The 15,991-nt window shown below is 43.5% G+C and carries 14 protein-coding genes and 1 riboswitch; of the genes, 6 read left to right on the forward strand and 8 right to left on the reverse strand.

What is annotated here, in order from left to right; translation table 11 throughout:
* Window positions 1-2: 2 nt before the first annotated feature.
* The 3 genes from mukE to cmoM are packed head-to-tail and all read right to left on the reverse strand — an operon-like array spanning window position 3 to window position 2,840.
* Window positions 3-728, reverse strand: a complete 726-nt coding sequence (gene mukE / locus KI742_RS11345) for a chromosome partition protein MukE (protein ID WP_005378379.1) — start codon at window positions 726-728, stop codon at window positions 3-5.
* The gene (mukF, locus tag KI742_RS11350; RefSeq protein ID WP_017634722.1) at window positions 709-2,046 is read right to left on the reverse strand and encodes a chromosome partition protein MukF; all 1,338 of its coding nucleotides are present in this window, start codon (window positions 2,044-2,046) and stop codon (window positions 709-711) included. The genes mukE and mukF overlap by 20 nt, the downstream gene beginning before the upstream one ends.
* Before the next feature lie 2 nt (window positions 2,047-2,048).
* The gene (gene cmoM, locus KI742_RS11355; RefSeq protein ID WP_025766915.1) at window positions 2,049-2,840 is read right to left on the reverse strand and encodes a tRNA uridine 5-oxyacetic acid(34) methyltransferase CmoM; all 792 of its coding nucleotides are present in this window, start codon (window positions 2,838-2,840) and stop codon (window positions 2,049-2,051) included.
* A gap of 114 nt (window positions 2,841-2,954) precedes the next feature.
* Between cmoM and elyC the strand changes: the two genes are divergently transcribed.
* Window positions 2,955-3,740, forward strand: coding sequence for an envelope biogenesis factor ElyC (gene elyC / locus KI742_RS11360; RefSeq protein ID WP_005387893.1), 786 nt, complete (start codon window positions 2,955-2,957; stop codon window positions 3,738-3,740).
* Between the two features lie 71 nt (window positions 3,741-3,811).
* On the opposite strand, the gene torR is transcribed toward elyC, so the two are convergent.
* Entirely contained in the window at window positions 3,812-4,522 is a 711-nt protein-coding gene (gene torR, locus KI742_RS11365; RefSeq protein ID WP_005378370.1) for a two-component system response regulator TorR, read from the reverse strand.
* Between the two features lie 266 nt (window positions 4,523-4,788).
* Here torR and torD point away from each other — a divergent pair, with 266 nt between their 5' ends.
* From torD to KI742_RS11390, 5 genes are all read left to right on the forward strand, one after another.
* Window positions 4,789-5,436 carry a molecular chaperone TorD gene (torD, locus tag KI742_RS11370; protein ID WP_020904011.1) on the forward strand — a complete coding sequence of 216 codons (648 nt, stop codon included), beginning with the start codon at window positions 4,789-4,791 and terminating at the stop codon, window positions 5,434-5,436.
* 437 nt (window positions 5,437-5,873) lie between these two features.
* Complete coding sequence (gene purR / locus KI742_RS11375; RefSeq protein WP_005378368.1) at window positions 5,874-6,878, forward strand: HTH-type transcriptional repressor PurR; 1,005 nt, start codon at window positions 5,874-5,876, stop codon at window positions 6,876-6,878.
* Window positions 6,879-7,165: 287 nt separating this feature from the next.
* Window positions 7,166-7,255: riboswitch (cyclic di-GMP riboswitch) on the forward strand.
* 116 nt (window positions 7,256-7,371) lie between these two features.
* Window positions 7,372-7,962, forward strand: a complete 591-nt coding sequence (locus tag KI742_RS11380) for a TfoX/Sxy family DNA transformation protein (protein ID WP_005378367.1) — start codon at window positions 7,372-7,374, stop codon at window positions 7,960-7,962.
* 114 nt (window positions 7,963-8,076) lie between these two features.
* A complete protein-coding gene (locus tag KI742_RS11385; RefSeq protein WP_005378366.1) occupies window positions 8,077-8,763 on the forward strand; it encodes a TVP38/TMEM64 family protein in 687 nt (228 codons plus the stop codon).
* Window positions 8,764-8,783: 20 nt separating this feature from the next.
* Window positions 8,784-9,104 carry a DUF2007 domain-containing protein gene (locus KI742_RS11390; RefSeq protein ID WP_017820033.1) on the forward strand — a complete coding sequence of 107 codons (321 nt, stop codon included), beginning with the start codon at window positions 8,784-8,786 and terminating at the stop codon, window positions 9,102-9,104.
* Between the two features lie 31 nt (window positions 9,105-9,135).
* Here KI742_RS11390 and KI742_RS11395 read toward each other — a convergent pair whose 3' ends face one another.
* The 4 genes from KI742_RS11395 to topA form a co-directional block, all read right to left on the reverse strand.
* Window positions 9,136-9,939: an alpha/beta fold hydrolase gene (locus tag KI742_RS11395; protein ID WP_017820032.1), complete on the reverse strand. Its 804-nt coding sequence runs from the start codon at window positions 9,937-9,939 to the stop codon at window positions 9,136-9,138.
* A 109-nt stretch (window positions 9,940-10,048) separates the two neighbouring features.
* The gene (gene glgA, locus KI742_RS11400) at window positions 10,049-11,506 is read right to left on the reverse strand and encodes a glycogen synthase GlgA (protein ID WP_285386167.1); all 1,458 of its coding nucleotides are present in this window, start codon (window positions 11,504-11,506) and stop codon (window positions 10,049-10,051) included.
* Window positions 11,496-12,713: a glucose-1-phosphate adenylyltransferase gene (glgC, locus tag KI742_RS11405; protein ID WP_285386166.1), complete on the reverse strand. Its 1,218-nt coding sequence runs from the start codon at window positions 12,711-12,713 to the stop codon at window positions 11,496-11,498. The genes glgA and glgC overlap by 11 nt, the downstream gene beginning before the upstream one ends.
* Window positions 12,714-13,322: 609 nt before the next feature.
* Entirely contained in the window at window positions 13,323-15,953 is a 2,631-nt protein-coding gene (gene topA, locus KI742_RS11410) for a type I DNA topoisomerase (protein WP_005378351.1), read from the reverse strand.
* Between the last annotated feature and the right edge of the window lie 38 nt (window positions 15,954-15,991).

Genomic DNA, 15,991 nt, shown 5'->3' on the forward strand with positions numbered 1-15,991 from the left:
GCTCATGCTTCACCCTCTTCTGTCGTTTCTTCTTGGGCTTGGTCGTCTTGATCTTCTTCAGACAATAGGCTGCCTTGGCTTGGCTCTTTGGTGTGCACTACTGCTTCACCATCACGGATCAGACGCAGTTGCGCTTCACGCATGTCATCGCCAATACGTACATCGGCACCAAAGCGGAATACCGCTTCACTGATGCTGAACTTACCGGTTTCACCGATGTTGATGATCATGCCTAGGCGACGCAGACGACGAAGTGACGTACGTACTTTTTCAAACAGCTTTTCTTTATCAAGGTCAGAACCGGTAGCACGGTTCGTCACTAGCTTCATCAGCTTATTTTCATCTGCTAGAGCAAGCAGTTCGTCGTACAGCTCTTGGTTAGTAAAGATGCCTTCGTGCGCAAGACGCTCTGGGCTTAGATAAAGGAAACACAGTACCTTACCCACCAGCATATCCAGTTCAGAAAGAACACTACGGCCAATCAGAGACGTTGAACGTGGACGAAGGTAGAAGAAACCTTCTGGCGCTTTCACCAATTCGGTGTTGTAGCGTTGGTAGAAAGAAGAAAGCTCAAGTTCGAAATCCGACAACAACGCGTGATTGTCTAGATCTTCACTTGAGATATGACGCCCTGCTCGAAGCATGCTGTCTAGCGCTGGGAACAGAGGGTTAGAAATTGCTTTTGCCAGATTCTCTGACATGTATTCATTAGTATCGGTCGATGACATTCGCTTGTACCTTTGCCCCAAATTCGTTGATTGCTTTCCAGTCTGGTTGAATCGCTTGGTAATCCGATTCTGAATACCCTAGACGTACAGCTTGATCGACGATAATGCGAGCTAAATCAAAATGATGAGTGTAAGGGTGCTGTGCAAGGTAATCTCGCAGTACCACACTCAAATCGATTGGTGTGCCTTGATCTTTATGCGCTTTTAGCATGTCACCAATTCGTTCAGACAGCTCATCATTGACTTGTTGAAACTCTTCGTATTCTACTTCCATCGGAACTTGACCCGTGACCTCGTCATCACGCAGTACTAGGGCCTCATCACGAAGGTCAGAAAGCCTCTCCGCATCTGCATAAGTCAGATACCAAGGCGCATCGAAGTAATCTTTGACGGATTGACGCAGACGCGAGCTAAACGCACGGTTCTTATCCATATCGATTGCAGTACGAATAAACTTGTGCACGTGTCGGTCATAACCAATCCAAAGGTCGATCGCTTGCTGGCCCCAGCTTGTGATTCGGTCCAGCTTCATTTGCAGACCAAACAAGGCTTCTTCGATAAACTCCAGCTCAGGGTCACCGTAAACAATTTCTTGAATATCGAGGATCTGAGTTTGCAGTTCATCACTGGCGGCTTGCAGCGTATCTTGAAGTTCACGCAACGTGCTTGATGTTTCTGACAGAAGTGCTTCACAGTTGTTGATCGCTTCGCGCCAGTCTTTGTTAAGCAGGTCAGCAATCTGTTGTTTCACTGACTGTTGCTGCTCATCCATAACACGTTGGTTGAGGTCAATTTGATCGAAGATTTCGCCTACAGAATATTTTAAAACACCGTATACGTTTTTCTTCCAGTGACCCGGTGTGCCACCTTTTTGTGCTGCCTCAATCGCTTTCGCCATTTCATCCGCTACCATGGATAGCTGGATAGATAGACGCAGTTTTGAGAACTCACGATGACGCACGTAGTAGTCGGTTATTCCTATCGCTAATGGCGACAAGCGGTAAATGCTCGCTCCGTCAGTAATCTCACTGACAAAACGGCTCATAAGACGCTGCTTAACCATCTCGTTGATCGCATTGTTCGCACGAAAAGCGGAGGCTTCGCCGGTCTCATCAAATAGTCGAGTGACGATGGCAAATGCATCATGCAGTTCACCTTCACCCAGTTCTTCATCGAACCTTTCATTACTCAGTACGGCAATGGCTATTAAAAATGCCAATCGCTCTGTGGTCAGGTTCAACGAGAAATCGTGCTGCTTAACCCAGCCAACCAGCTCATCGATTGGTTGCTCTGCAGCATTGAGAGTCATCTCACTCATTGTTATTCCTGTTTATCGTTCTTTTTAGCCCACACATGAATGTAGCGGCCTAATGAGAGGTATGGCTCTTGTCGACAAAGTTGTTTTTCTAGCGCCAACACATCTTCAAACTCGTAATCACCCATGTATTCCATATTGCCTATGTAATCACTAAATGAGCGAATACCAGATTTGCCACAAATATTAAAACCTGAATTTTCTATCCACTGGTAGACTTCTTCAGGTTTTAAGCCTTTTTGCGGCTGTAGTTTAAATCTTTTTCGGTGAGGCATGCCGTCTAATATATGAGGAATGTTGCCACAAACCACGTTTTTATAGACTAAACCGTGGTGGTTGTAGAACATGACTGATGCGATGCCTCCCGGTTTTACTTGTTCAAGAACTGTTTCAAGTGCGGCCTTAGGATCAACCAGCCACTCCATCACAGCGTGGAACATAACCAGATCGACCTGTCCATCCATATGTTCACCGATGGATTGGACAGGCGAATGAATCAGGCGATACTGCTCAAGCAAACCGTTTTTTTCAATATCCTGCTTAGCCAACTGCAGCATTTCCGAAGATAGATCACATAAAGCGATTCGATGTCCGAGCTTAGCAAGCTTTTGCGACATTTGTGCCAAACCACCACCAGCGTCTAACACTTCTAGGGGTTGCTGGTCAGCATCTAATTCACTTAGAATCTGTAGAAAATCTTCCCACACAATGATTTGGCGGATCTCCCCTTTATCGGAGCCGTAAATATTTTTTGCAAATTTGTGGGCGATATCGTCGAAATTGCGGTCTTCTGTCACTTCTGCTGAGTTATCATAACGGATTGTGCCGCTATTCTGGCACAAGGAAAGCAGGAATAAAGAGGGATACCCTCATTTTTATTATCAATTGATGTTTTTTCGGACTATTTATGTATGTTTGAGCTGAAAAAAGTAGTGTCAGCCATGCTTATGCCCCTTCCGGCATTGCTGCTGATAGGCTTGTTGGGTCTTGCTCTCATTAGTTTTACTACAAAACGTAAAACTGGCTGCTTCGTTGTTCTATTCTCTTTTGTTGGCATTTTTCTTGTTGCCTTCCAACCTGTTTCAACCAAGCTTCTTATGCCGTTAGAGCGAGAGCATAAAGCCTTTTTGCCAGTTTCTGGCACCATCGACTACGTGATGGTTTTAGGGAATGGTCATGTTATCGATGACGAGATTCCACCCACCTCGCAGTTAAGCCGTGCAGCATTAATGCGCTTAACTGAGGGCATTCGTATTTTAAGAATGTATCCAGGCGCGAAATTAATCTTATCCGGCTATGCTGGCGGATCTGAAATTAGCCACGCGCGAATGATGGCGAACGTTGCCCTTGCGTTGGGAGTCGCGAAATCCGATATCATTTTATTAGAAGATGCGAAAGATACGTGGGAAGAGGCGCGTCAAGCGGCTGCATTCGTTCAACAAAAGGAGATTGTGTTAGTCACTTCTGCGAGTCACATGAGCCGTGCATTGTATGAGTTCAACGCAGCAGGCATTAAACCAATCCCAGCCCCGACCAACTTCTTAGCTATTAGCGAGATAAGTCAACCTTGGGATAAATACTCACCTAAAGCGCGTTACTTAGAACAAACAGAGCTTTATTGGCATGAGTACTTGGGCAGTATTTGGCAAAGGTTGCGTGATACTGTCGGCCAAACACCAATGGTTGAAGCAAACTAGTATTATCTTGAAGCCACAAAAAAGGAGAGCCGAAGCTCTCCTTTTCTTTTTACGATTGAGTTATGTTCAAACTAGTCACCAGCAAACATATAGCCTTCGCCGTGCACCGTTACAAAAATCTGTGGGTTCTTAGGATCGAACTCCATTTTTGCGCGCATACGTCGAATAAGAACATCAATGGTGCGGTCATTCGGCGCATCCACTCGATGGCTGATCATGTTCAAAATACGCTCACGACTTAACACCTGGTTAGGGTAAGACGATAATGCCACCAAAAGTTCATACTCTGCTTTAGTTAGTTTTACTGGCTCACCGTTGCGGCTAAGTGCGCGACGTTGAATGTCGAATGTCCACTCCCCAAAGCGCACAATGTGCTCTTCACTGGTTTCATTCGCTTTCGAGCTGCCACTGCGCGCTGCTGAAATACGCCACAGCAAGTTTTTAACGCGAACTAACAGCTCTCTCAGTTCAAAAGGTTTTGTCACATAATCGTCAGCACCCATTTCTAGGCCTACGATTTTATCAATGCTATCCGTGCGTCCTGTTACTAATATGATACCAATATCCGATTGGCTACGTAACTCACGAGTAAGCATCAGGCCGTCTTCACCAGGCAGGTTAATATCCAGCATGATCAGGTCTACATCGCCCGCTTGCAAAACTTCACGCATTTCTGCGCCACTCTCTGCTTCGCTGACTTGGTAGCCCTCATTTTGGAAATATCCCGCAAGCTTACTACGAGTTACAACATCATCTTCTACGACTAATACGTGATAGCTCATTTACACCACTTTTCTGTCTTCTTATTATCCAAGACGTATTCTATTCATAACTAGTAACATTTCTAGTCATAGATACATTAAAACGCAAGATTTAGCGTTTTTATTGATTCAAAACAAGCTTGCCCATTGCTATTAATAAACGGTCATTTTTGACCATAAAACATAACAATTATAGTTACTGCTATTCATTTTAATTGATTACACTTAGGGGATATCCCTAATTGACTTTGTGATGCATGACTTGAAGCATCATTCAGGAGCCCAAAATGCAAGAAGTGAAAGCTTTTAATGAAAAACGCGCTGAAATTTACTGGTGGTTTTCGAGCTTATTCGCTAAAGAACTCAGCGAAAAAGAACTAGAAACCTACCACAGTGTTGAAATTCGCAGTTTTTTAGCGGGCTTAGGTGAGAACGAATCACTCAAGCCAGCCGTTGATCGCCTAGTTGATGCCCTAAACCGACTCCAAGACCGCAATGATGCTCAACTAGAACTTGCAGCAGATTTTTGCGAGCTGTTCTTAAAAACAGATAAGTATGGGGCACTGCCGTACGCTTCTATGTACATTGGTGAATCAGGCTTGCTTAATGACAAACCTGCAGAAGAAATGGAAAAACTGATGGCAGATTTTGGGGTTCAGGTAGACGAAAACCTCAAAGAACCAGCAGACCATCTTGCTGTCGAATTGGACTTTTTGGGCAACATGATCATTCGCTCAAATGAGTTAGAGCAAGAAAAACATATGGAAGAGGCTTTCGTTAAACAAAATGACTTCATCCAAAATCAACTCATGTCTTGGTTGCCAAAATTTGCTGAAAAATGTAAGCAATTTGATGAATTTGGCTTCTACTTAAGCGTTGCGCAACTATTAATTGCATTTTGTAAACTGGACAGCGCTTACCTTCTTGGTGAATAATCACCGCCTATTTTTAGGGAGCCTGCCTGTCGGGCTCCCTATTTTATTCGCTTGCTTTTAATCTGGCTCAAAGACGTTCGTTCATTTAGCAGTCAAAATGTGACTTCAAATACACAAAACTCTTGCTGAAAATATTGCCAGTCAGCCCACATAGGGCTAAAATGCGAACGCAAACGATTAAATATGATTTATATGTAAACCGCTGAAATATAGCGGTTTTTGTTTTTTATTAATAGGTTGATGACCACTTCCTCATATTTAGTAGGAAGCCGAGTACCTTCAACCAAGTTGCTACAAATCTTTTTATACCGATTTCGGTACAACCGCTGCCTACTAGAATAGACACTACTGTTGTTGTGGTGTTTAGTTTGCGCAAAAAACTAAGCGTATGGTTGTATTCACTACGGTATTAAGTAGCTCGATACAGGACATCATTTATGGCCACTATAAAAGACGTTGCTCGCTTAGCCGGCGTTTCCACTACGACAGTTTCGCACGTTATCAATAAAACGCGTTTCGTTGCAGAAGCAACGCAAGAAAAAGTAATGAAAGCCGTTGACGAGCTGAATTACGCGCCAAGTGCCGTTGCACGCAGCCTAAAATGCAACTCAACTCGTACGATTGGCATGTTAGTAACTCAATCAACTAACCTATTTTTCTCAGAAGTGATTGATGGCGTTGAGAGCTACTGTTACCGCCAAGGCTACACTCTGATTTTATGTAACACAGGCGGGATTTACGAAAAACAACGCGATTACATTCGTATGCTGGCTGAAAAGCGCGTTGATGGCATCCTAGTGATGTGTTCTGACTTAACCGAAGAACTAAAAGAGATGCTTGACCGTCATGCGGACATTCCTAAAGTGGTCATGGATTGGGGCCCAGAGAGCTCGCAAGCAGACAAAATCATGGATAACTCAGAAGAAGGTGGCTACATTGCGACCAAACATCTGATTGACAATGGTCATACGGATATCGCTTGTCTAAGCGGTCATTTTGAAAAGCTTGCTTGCCAAGAGCGCATTGCAGGTTTCCGTCGCGCAATGAGCGAAGCGAACCTAGCTGTAAATGAAGACTGGATCCTTGAAGGTAACTTTGAATGTGATACGGCCGTATTAGTTGCAGATAAAATTACCGCAATGGACAAGCGCCCGACGGCGGTATTCTGTTTTAACGACACAATGGCTCTAGGCCTAATGAGCCGCTTGCAACAAAACGGGATCAAAATTCCTGAAGATATTTCAGTGATCGGCTACGACAACATCGAGCTTGCAGAATACTTCTCTCCACCGCTAACGACTATCCACCAGCCTAAACGTCGTGTTGGTAAAAATGCATTCGAAATTCTACTTGAGCGTATCAAAGATAAAGAACACGAAAAACGAATTTTCGAAATGCAACCTGAGCTTGTAATTCGAAATACTGTGAAAAAAATGAACTAAATTTCACTGTATTTAACCGTGTTAAATAAGCGCTCTACAGGGGCGCTTATTTTTTTGGAAAAATTAAGCAATCTCTAATACTTAACCCCGCTCTAATAACAATTGACTAACGTTAACTCCCTGTTTTATATAAATGTAATATATATTAATAACTCCTTTTCAAAGGCCAATTTGCACCTTTCCATATGCAAAATAGAGCATTCAATCTATCATTTTTATTGAACCAAAATCACACTTTTAACGCTAAACCGTGATGTTAATTCAATATAAGAAGTATGCTCATTGTGTCACGCACAGGGCAAACCATTCGAAAGAGTGGGACGCAAAGCCTCCGGCCTGAACCATATTACGATATGGAAGGTAGCGGGGTTACCGATGGCAAGTGTGTAAGCAATGACTTTACTCTGTAATGACATTGTTTTTACGCATGTTTGCTACTCTCTCGGACCTGACTTTTGGTGGCGTAATATTAATTACACCGAGATAACAAAACATGGATAAACCGATACTCAAAGACTCTATGAAGCTATTTGAGGCACTTGGTAATATCAAGTCGCGCTCAATGTTTGGTGGCTTCGGACTATTCGCTGATGAAACAATGTTTGCACTAGTGGTAAACAATCAGCTTCATATCAGAGCAGACCAAAAAACTTCATCTGACTTCGAGAAACAAGGGCTAAAGCCTTACGTTTATAAAAAACGTGGCTTCCCAGTCGTTACAAAGTACTACGCTATTTCCAGCGATTTATGGGAATCAAGCGAACGCTTAATCGAAGTAGCGAATCAATCATTGAAAAAGGCAAAGCTTGAGAAAGAACAGCAAGCAAGTACAAAGCCTAACCGTTTGAAAGATTTGCCTAACTTACGACTGGCTACCGAGCGCATGCTAAAAAAAGCCGGCATCGAATCCGTAGAGAAGCTTGAAGAGGAAGGTGCGCTTAACGCCTATAAAGCGATAAGAGATACGCACTCTGCAACCGTCAACATTGAGTTGCTATGGGCACTAGAAGGTGCTATCAACGGCACTCATTGGAGTGTGGTACCTCAAGCTCGCCGAGATGAGTTGATGAACGGCCTCCAATAAAAGTCGGCCTAAAAACTATCTTGTAAAACCGCAGTCTAATCTGCGGTTTTTTTGTGAAATTTTTTCGGTTTTCCTACTGTCTTATTACATATATCCCAAATTGGAATCAAAATTATGAATAAGAAACTGATTTTAGGTCTCATCCTACTAGCGGCTATCGTCTTTTTAGGTATTAACTTTGGCCAGTATTTAACCTTAGAGAATGCAAAAGCCCAACAAGAAGCACTAACTACATACATCGATCAGAATTTTGTATTCTCGGCTGCGATTTACTTTTTTACCTACATTGCAATTACCGCTTTTTCTATCCCAGGAGCGGCAGTAGTCACCTTACTTGGTGCAGCCTTATTTGGTTTTTGGACAAGCTTGCTACTGGTTTCTTTCGCTAGCACTATGGGGGCAACACTGGCCTTCTTGAGCAGCCGATACTTATTGCGTGACTGGGTACAAAACAAATTCGGAAATAAACTCAACGCAATTAATCAAGGTGTCGAAAAAGACGGAGCTTTTTATCTATTTTCCTTGCGTCTAATCCCTGTATTCCCTTTCTTTCTAATCAACTTACTGATGGGCTTAACACCGATGTCTGTAGGTAGATTTTATCTCACTAGCCAAATAGGTATGCTGCCAGGCACAGCCGTATATCTGAATGCAGGTACTCAATTAGCAACAATTGAAAGCCTATCGGGCATTGTTTCACCCGCAGTATTAGCGTCTTTTGCGCTATTGGGACTATTTCCAATCATCACTAAATGGGTTATGAATAAAGTAAGGCCGACACCAAGTCAGCAAAACTCGTAATTGGTGAAGTGGGTATTTTGATGAAAATATTTATCGCTAAAAACCCAGCAGAAGCACACATTGTATGTGAGCTGCTTAAAGTGGAACAAATTTACTGTGAAGTTCGTGGAGAAGGTATTTTCGGCTTAAAAGGAGAACTGCCGTTTGGTGATGATACCGATCCTTATGTGTGGCTTTTTGACACTGCACAAAAGATGAAAGCTGAAGAAATAGTAAAAGCATATCGAAAACAATCCGATAGGCATGAGTATCAAGATTGGCAATGCCCAAAATGTCATGAAATAAACGAAGGGCAATTTGGTGCATGTTGGCAATGTGGATATCAACTAGGAGAGCTATAGCGGCTCTCCTATTCAGTGGATGCACTCAGTTTTAAGCACATACAGCTTGCTGTTTAATAAACTCGATGGAGTGTTGATTGAAGTCTTCTGGACGCTCTACATTGCATACATGACCACAATTCGGGATTTCTCGTAGAATGCTGAGCTTATGTGCTGCAACCATTTCTTTGACAGGTTTAATAAACATGTAATCCCTGTCGCCCATTAAGTAAAGAGTCGGAATGGGTAACTCTCGATCTTTAAAATATTTCATTAACGGATTTACATCAGCGGCAAGAATAAACCAACGTTTAAATTCTTTTTGGCAAAGCTTCTTGGCTTCGCGAATAAAAAGGTGGCGAGATTCTCGTTGGCTTCTTTGAGGCATAACAATATAAGCGAACAGTTTGTAGAGCCACATGTACGGTAGGATATGCTTACAAAAATTACCTAATTTCACCAATATCTGAGAACGAGTGTTAAGCCTTGTGACAGCACCGCCGAGCACCATCGAACGTACACGCTCTGATGACAATTCAGCAAGGTTTCGAACAATAATAGTACCAAGCGACATACCGACAAAATGAGCGGATTGGATCTTTAAATGGTCCAATACTTTCAAAATATCTTGGGTAACTTCCGTAAAGGTATAACGGCTAGCAATGAGCTCTTTAAGTAACTGATTTGACTTTCCATGACCTCTTAAATCGATCAGCAATAAGTTAAAGTGTTGCTTGTAAGCTTTAATTTGCTTGAACCAGATAGAAGAGCTACCACCAGCACCGTGCACAAATACAACCCACTCATTACTAGTAGGGTGCAAATAGGTTTTATGAAAAAGTAGCGGCTGGGTCATATTGAGTATCAAAAAGATCGTGCTATTGAGTAAAAAGCCATTCTACCACACTCCCCTGACTCAAGATAATAAAGGCACCTCATTCGGTGCCTTTCGTTACAATTTTAAGTCAAACTAACGCTGAGTGGTAAAGCTGCAAATAAGATTCTGCGGCCTTTTGCCAACAAAAGTCTTGTTGCATCGCGTGCAACTGTACTTTATTCACTTCAGGCTCGTTTTGAGCGTAGAGCAACAGTGCCCTTAGCATCGTTAACAACAATGCCTGCGGTGTCGGTTCGAAAAAAACAAACCCCGTTGCTTCAGATGGGTTTACATCATAATCGCTAACGCTGTCCTTTAAGCCACCAACACCGCGTACTATCGGTAATGTCCCATAAGCCATACTATAGATTTGGTTTAAGCCACATGGTTCAAACTCAGAAGGCATCAAGAAGAAATCAGAACCAGCTTCAACGATATGCGCAAGTTCATTGTCATACGCTTCTACAAAGGCAAATTTGCTAGAAAACTGCGCGGCAACCTCTCGTAACTGAGCGGCAAGAACAGGGTCTCCGGTCCCAACGACAACTAGCTGAACATCGTGCTTCAAAAAATCGGCCAAAGCAGGCAACAAGTAATGAACGCCTTTCTGCTGGGTCAACCGACAAACCATACCGAACATAGCTACATTTTTTTCGGGCAAATTTAGTCGTTGTTGTAATGCTTTTTTACAAGCTTTCTTCCCTTGCGACATACTTTGCTGGTCGGCGCAGTAATTAACCGGCAAGTAGGTATCAGTTTCCGGATTCCAAGCGCTGTAATCACAACCATTCAAGATGCCGACTAAGTCCTGCGCACGTTGCTGAAACTCCCAAGCCATGCCGTGACTGCCAAGCTCTGTTTTTAGTTCCTCTGCGTACGTAGGGCTAACCGCGTTTATCTTATCTGCATTCATTACACCAGCTTTAAGCATCGTAATATGCGTTGCACTCACCGCAGCATCGGGAACGTTTCTACAATGAAACTCTGGCAAACACTGCACGTCTTCATAACTAAATACGCCTTTAAAGACCGCATTGTGAATTGAAATGACGCTTTTAGTATGAGCAAAAAACGGATCATTGCCATACCTGTGCTTGAGCAAAAATGGAACAAGACCTGTGTGCCAATCGTTCGCGTGTATGATATTAGGTTGAAAGGCGAGCTTGGGTAACATATCGAGACATGCTGCACTAAAAAACGCAAAGCGCTCGCCGTTATCAGTATACGCTTGGTTGTTCTCCGCATACATTGATGGTCGATTGAAATACGGCGGACAATCAATCAGGTAAACAGGATTTTGACCTAATATGAGCCGCAAAACTCGATACTCCGTATGCGGCCATGATGTTAATTCTGTTTCTAATACAACTTCTGCGTCTGCGAGTTTATCAATACTGCTGTACGCAGGGATGGTAATTCTTACGTCTTGCTGTAGGTTTTGAAGGGCTTCCGGTAGTGCCTTGGCAACATCTGCCAAGCCACCACTTTTAATGAGGCCTTCAACCTCAGAAGCTACAAACAGAATAGATAAGTTGTTAGTAGCCAACTCGAGCTCCTTTCGGAATAACAACAATGCCCTCCTCAGACACGTGGTAGTGTTTTTTATCTTCTTGAAGATTCACACCAATCTGAGTACCAGGAGCAATATCGGCATCCTTGTCGACAATCACACGACGTAAAACACATCCTTCGCCAATTTTTACGTCACCAAGAAGTATACATTCGCTGATATCGCAAGCAGAAGCAATATTACTGCGAAAACCAAGCACCGACTTTTCGATTCTTGAGCCTCTAACATAGCTGCCATTACACACTAAACTATCGATTATCTGCACACGACCATTATCAGAGTCGGTAAATGTCGCAGGTGGCAATGGTGGGTAGTAGGTGTGCAATGGCCATTTACGGTTGTACAGCGAAAATGGAGCATCTTTTTCTAGCAGATCCATATGCGCTTGCCAGTACGCATCAATAGTTCCGACATCACGCCAGTACACCTCTTCTTTTTCGCCACTGATTTTGTTGGTACTGAAGTCATACACGAACACATCACCTCTAGGGAACATCTTTGGAATGATGTCCTTTCCAAAATCATGTGATGAAGCTTCATTATCCGCATCTTCGACCAACTCTGAGAACAATACCTGAGCTTCAAAAACATAGTTACCCATTGAAACTAAAGCGTAATCAGGGTCCCCAGGAATCGACTTCGGATTTGCTGGTTTTTCTTCAAAGCCAATCATACGACCTTCACTATCCACTTCGATAACCCCAAATTGCGACGCCTCTTTTAGTGGCATGCGCAATGCAGATACCGTCAGAGAAGCCTTCTTTTCTGAGTGGAAGTTCAGCATTTGTTTGATATCCATCTTATAGATATGGTCAGAGCCAAAAATACAAACTTGCTCTGGTTCCTCTAATTCCATAAAACGCAGGTTTTGATAGATCGCGTCCGCCGTCCCTTCGTACCAACGTTTACCAGTACGCATTTGAGCGGGAATAGGATCGATAAAGCGGTCTGTAATGCCGTTGATGTTCCACCCCTTTTTTAAGTGATGGAATAAAGATTGAGATTTAAATTGGGTTAGGACGTAAATGCGCATCAGATCCGCATTAACAAAATTGTTTAGAGCAAAATCGATCAATCGATAACTACCACCAAACGGTACCGAAGGTTTACTGCGAGATTCCGTTAAAGGTCTCAAACGAGAGCCTTCACCGCCAGCAAGAATCATTCCCAAAACACCAGCCATTTGTTGTTCTCCATATCGTTATAGCTTGGATTTGGTACTCGCTTGAATGAGTCAAACTCGGGGAGTCAAGCGAATACATTTAGCAACCGTCTCTGAGTTTCTGTGAACTCTTACAACACGGATAAAAAAGCTACGGCACTTCCAGTATGCAACGTCCACTCTTTCCTTATTTTTTGACGCAAACAATGCACACAGTTGCACTAATTTTTGTAATAAATTATCTAAGCGGGTTCTAAATTACAATTTTTAATACGCCATTCTGTGTACCATACAGCTCTTACGTACTCAAGACGATATCTAGATCACACATGGAAAAGCAAACGATTACATTGTGAAAACAATTTACGAACGGATTCACTACACCGCCGATTTTTTTAGCTCAATGTATAACAAATATGTGAATGCAAAATGAAAGTTACAACGAATATTTTTTACATAAAAAATACATCAGCGACTACGAAATATTGATGCTGGGATCTTCTCGCGTCAGCAAAACTCAGTCAAAGCAGCAAAGATCTATACGAACAACACAATGGCCTTTACGCAAAAACAAAACGCAAAAAAGGCAGCGATATCGCTGCCTTTTTACATCACTTAGATCGTACGTTTTTATGCTTTCGCTTTTTTACGCTTATCAGTGACTTCCCACTTACCGTCAACAAAGAGCGCTGTCCAACCACTTGGCTTACCGTTCTCTTCCGAACGAACGTAGTTCTCTTTTGTTTTGCGACTAAAGCGTACGACTGCAGGACGACCATCAGGATCTTCTTGCGGTGCGGTCGCTAGGTATTTGAACTTCTCAGGTAAACGCTCTTCAAAACGTGCCAGTTCAGCAACCAAAGGAGCACGTGTCTCGCGCGATTTCGGGAAGTTGCTTGCCGCCATAAATAGACCTGAAGCACCATCACGAAGTACGAAATACGCATCTGAGTTTTCACATGGCAACTCGGGGAAATGAACAGGATCTTCTTTCGGTGGCGCGACTTCGCCATTCTTAAGAATCTTACGAGTGTTCTTACACGTTTCGCTCGTACAATCCATGTATTTACCAAAGCGACCGTTCTTAAGCACCATATCAGAGCCACATTTGTCACACTCAACAACTGGACCATCGTAGCCTTTTACTTTGAACTCGCCGTATTCAACAAGGTAGCCTTCACAGTTCGGGTTATTACCACAAACATGCATCTTACGCTTGTCATCAATCAGGTATGCGTCCATCGCTGTTTCACAGATCGGACAACGCTTTTTAGCACGAAGAGCTGCGGTTTCAACGTCTTCTTCTAGAACGTTAATAATACCTTCTTCGTCACCCAAGTTGATGGTTGTCTTACAACGCTCTTTTGGTGGTAACGCGTAACCTGAACAGCCTAAGAACACACCTGTCGAAGCAGTACGGATGCCCATTGGACGGCTACACGTCGGACACTCGATATCCGTCATGACGATGTGGTTTAACTTCATACCGCCTTCTGACTCATCCAGCTCCGCTTTTTCAAGATCGCCAGTAAAATCAGCAAAGAAGTTGTCTAACACAGCTTTCCAGTTCACTTCACCTTCAGCGATTTGGTCCAATTTCTGTTCCATACGCGCAGTAAAGTCGTAGTTCATCAAATCGTTAAAGCTGTCATCAAGGCGGTCAGTAACAATTTCACCCATTTTTTCAGCGTAGAAACGGCGCTGATCAACTTTCACGTAGCCACGATCTTGAATCGTAGAAATGATCGATGCGTAAGTCGACGGACGGCCAATGCCTCGTTTCTCCAGCTCTTTAACCAGTGCTGCTTCAGTGTAGCGCGCAGGTGGCTTTGTAAAGTGCTGTTTAGGGTCAAGTGACTCTAAGCTTAGCTTATCGCCAAGTTGTACCGCTGGAAGGATTGTATCCTCGTTTTTGCCCATTGGACGCTGTACACGAGTCCAGCCGTCAAATTTAAGGATACGGCCTTTCGCTTTAAGCGTGTATTCTGCCGCTTTTACGCTAATGGTTGTTGAATCGTATTCTGCTGGCGTCATTTGACACGCTACAAACTGATTCCAAATCAAAGCATAAAGTTTGTGTGCATCAGCATCGACACCTTGCAGGTCTTCCGCCTTAACACCCACATTTGAAGGACGGATCGCTTCGTGCGCTTCCTGTGCTCCTTCTTTGCTACCGTACGTCAATGGTTTCGCTGGTAGGTACTTATCACCAAACTCAGAACCAATAAAGTCACGTACAGCGTCCACAGCCTCGGCACTTAGGTTAGTCGAGTCAGTACGCATATAAGTGATGTAACCGGCCTCATAGAGGCGCTGAGCTAGCATCATGGTCTTTTTCACGCCGTAGCCCAGACGTGTACTTGCTGCCTGTTGAAGCGTAGAGGTGATGTAAGGTGCTGAGGGCTTGCTCTTTGTAGGGCGGTCTTCACGCTTACATACTTCGTAACTTGCATTCTCAAGTACAGACATCGCTGCTTTGGTTTCTGCCTCATTAACTGGCTTAAACGCAGAACCGTCTTTCTGAGCAACAAGCAGTTTAAAGTCCGCTTTGTCTTTCGTTTTCGTATTCGCATGAATGTCCCAGAATTCTTCTGGTACAAACGCGTTAATCTCACGCTCACGCTCAACTAACAGTTTCACCGCAACAGACTGCACGCGACCAGCAGATAAACCACGAGCCACTTTTTTCCAAAGTAAAGGTGAAACCATAAAACCAACGACACGGTCCATGAAGCGACGTGCTTGTTGGGCATTTACACCATCCATGTTCAGCTCGCCAGGTGTCTGGAAAGCTTGTTGGATCGCGTTTTTCGTAATTTCGTTAAAAACTACACGTTTGTATCGCTCTTCATCGCCACCGATGATCTCACGAAGGTGCCATGCGATTGCTTCTCCTTCGCGGTCCAAATCGGTTGCGAGATAAACGCAATCTGCGTCTTTGGCGAGTTTTTGTAGTTCGTTGACAACTTTTTCTTTGCCTGGAAGGATTTGGTAATTCGCTTCCCAGTCATGATATGGGTTAATCCCCATTTTTTTGATCAACGCTTTGCGGTCTTTCTCTTTTTTAACGCGCGCTTTCTCTTCCGGACTCATCCCTTTAGTTGAGATGGCTGCGGCTTTTTTCTCACCAGTGCTTTGACCGGCCGTAGGCAGATCACGCACATGACCAACACTAGACTTAACAATAAAGTCTTTACCAAGGTACTTATTTATCGTCTTTGCCTTGGCTGGTGACTCCACTATAACGAGTGATTTACCCATAACTGACTCTAACGTCCTTCATAATAATGCGGGTAGAA

It is taken from the genome of Vibrio sp. D417a (genome assembly GCF_030248595.1).
Lineage (GTDB): Bacteria > Pseudomonadota > Gammaproteobacteria > Enterobacterales > Vibrionaceae > Vibrio > Vibrio alginolyticus.

Coding starts and splice junctions, on each gene's coding strand:
- torD (WP_020904011.1), top strand. CDS start 4,789: ATGCAAGAAGTGAAAGCTTTTAATGAAAAACGCGCTGAAATTTACTGG.
- glgC (WP_285386166.1), bottom strand. CDS start 12,713: ATGGCTGGTGTTTTGGGAATGATTCTTGCTGGCGGTGAAGGCTCTCGT.
- mukF (WP_017634722.1), bottom strand. CDS start 2,046: ATGAGTGAGATGACTCTCAATGCTGCAGAGCAACCAATCGATGAGCTG.
- topA (WP_005378351.1), bottom strand. CDS start 15,953: ATGGGTAAATCACTCGTTATAGTGGAGTCACCAGCCAAGGCAAAGACG.
- KI742_RS11385 (WP_005378366.1), top strand. CDS start 8,077: ATGAATAAGAAACTGATTTTAGGTCTCATCCTACTAGCGGCTATCGTC.
- elyC (WP_005387893.1), top strand. CDS start 2,955: ATGTTTGAGCTGAAAAAAGTAGTGTCAGCCATGCTTATGCCCCTTCCG.
- torR (WP_005378370.1), bottom strand. CDS start 4,522: ATGAGCTATCACGTATTAGTCGTAGAAGATGATGTTGTAACTCGTAGT.
- purR (WP_005378368.1), top strand. CDS start 5,874: ATGGCCACTATAAAAGACGTTGCTCGCTTAGCCGGCGTTTCCACTACG.
- KI742_RS11395 (WP_017820032.1), bottom strand. CDS start 9,939: ATGACCCAGCCGCTACTTTTTCATAAAACCTATTTGCACCCTACTAGT.
- KI742_RS11390 (WP_017820033.1), top strand. CDS start 8,784: ATGAAAATATTTATCGCTAAAAACCCAGCAGAAGCACACATTGTATGT.
- KI742_RS11380 (WP_005378367.1), top strand. CDS start 7,372: ATGGATAAACCGATACTCAAAGACTCTATGAAGCTATTTGAGGCACTT.
- mukE (WP_005378379.1), bottom strand. CDS start 728: ATGTCATCGACCGATACTAATGAATACATGTCAGAGAATCTGGCAAAA.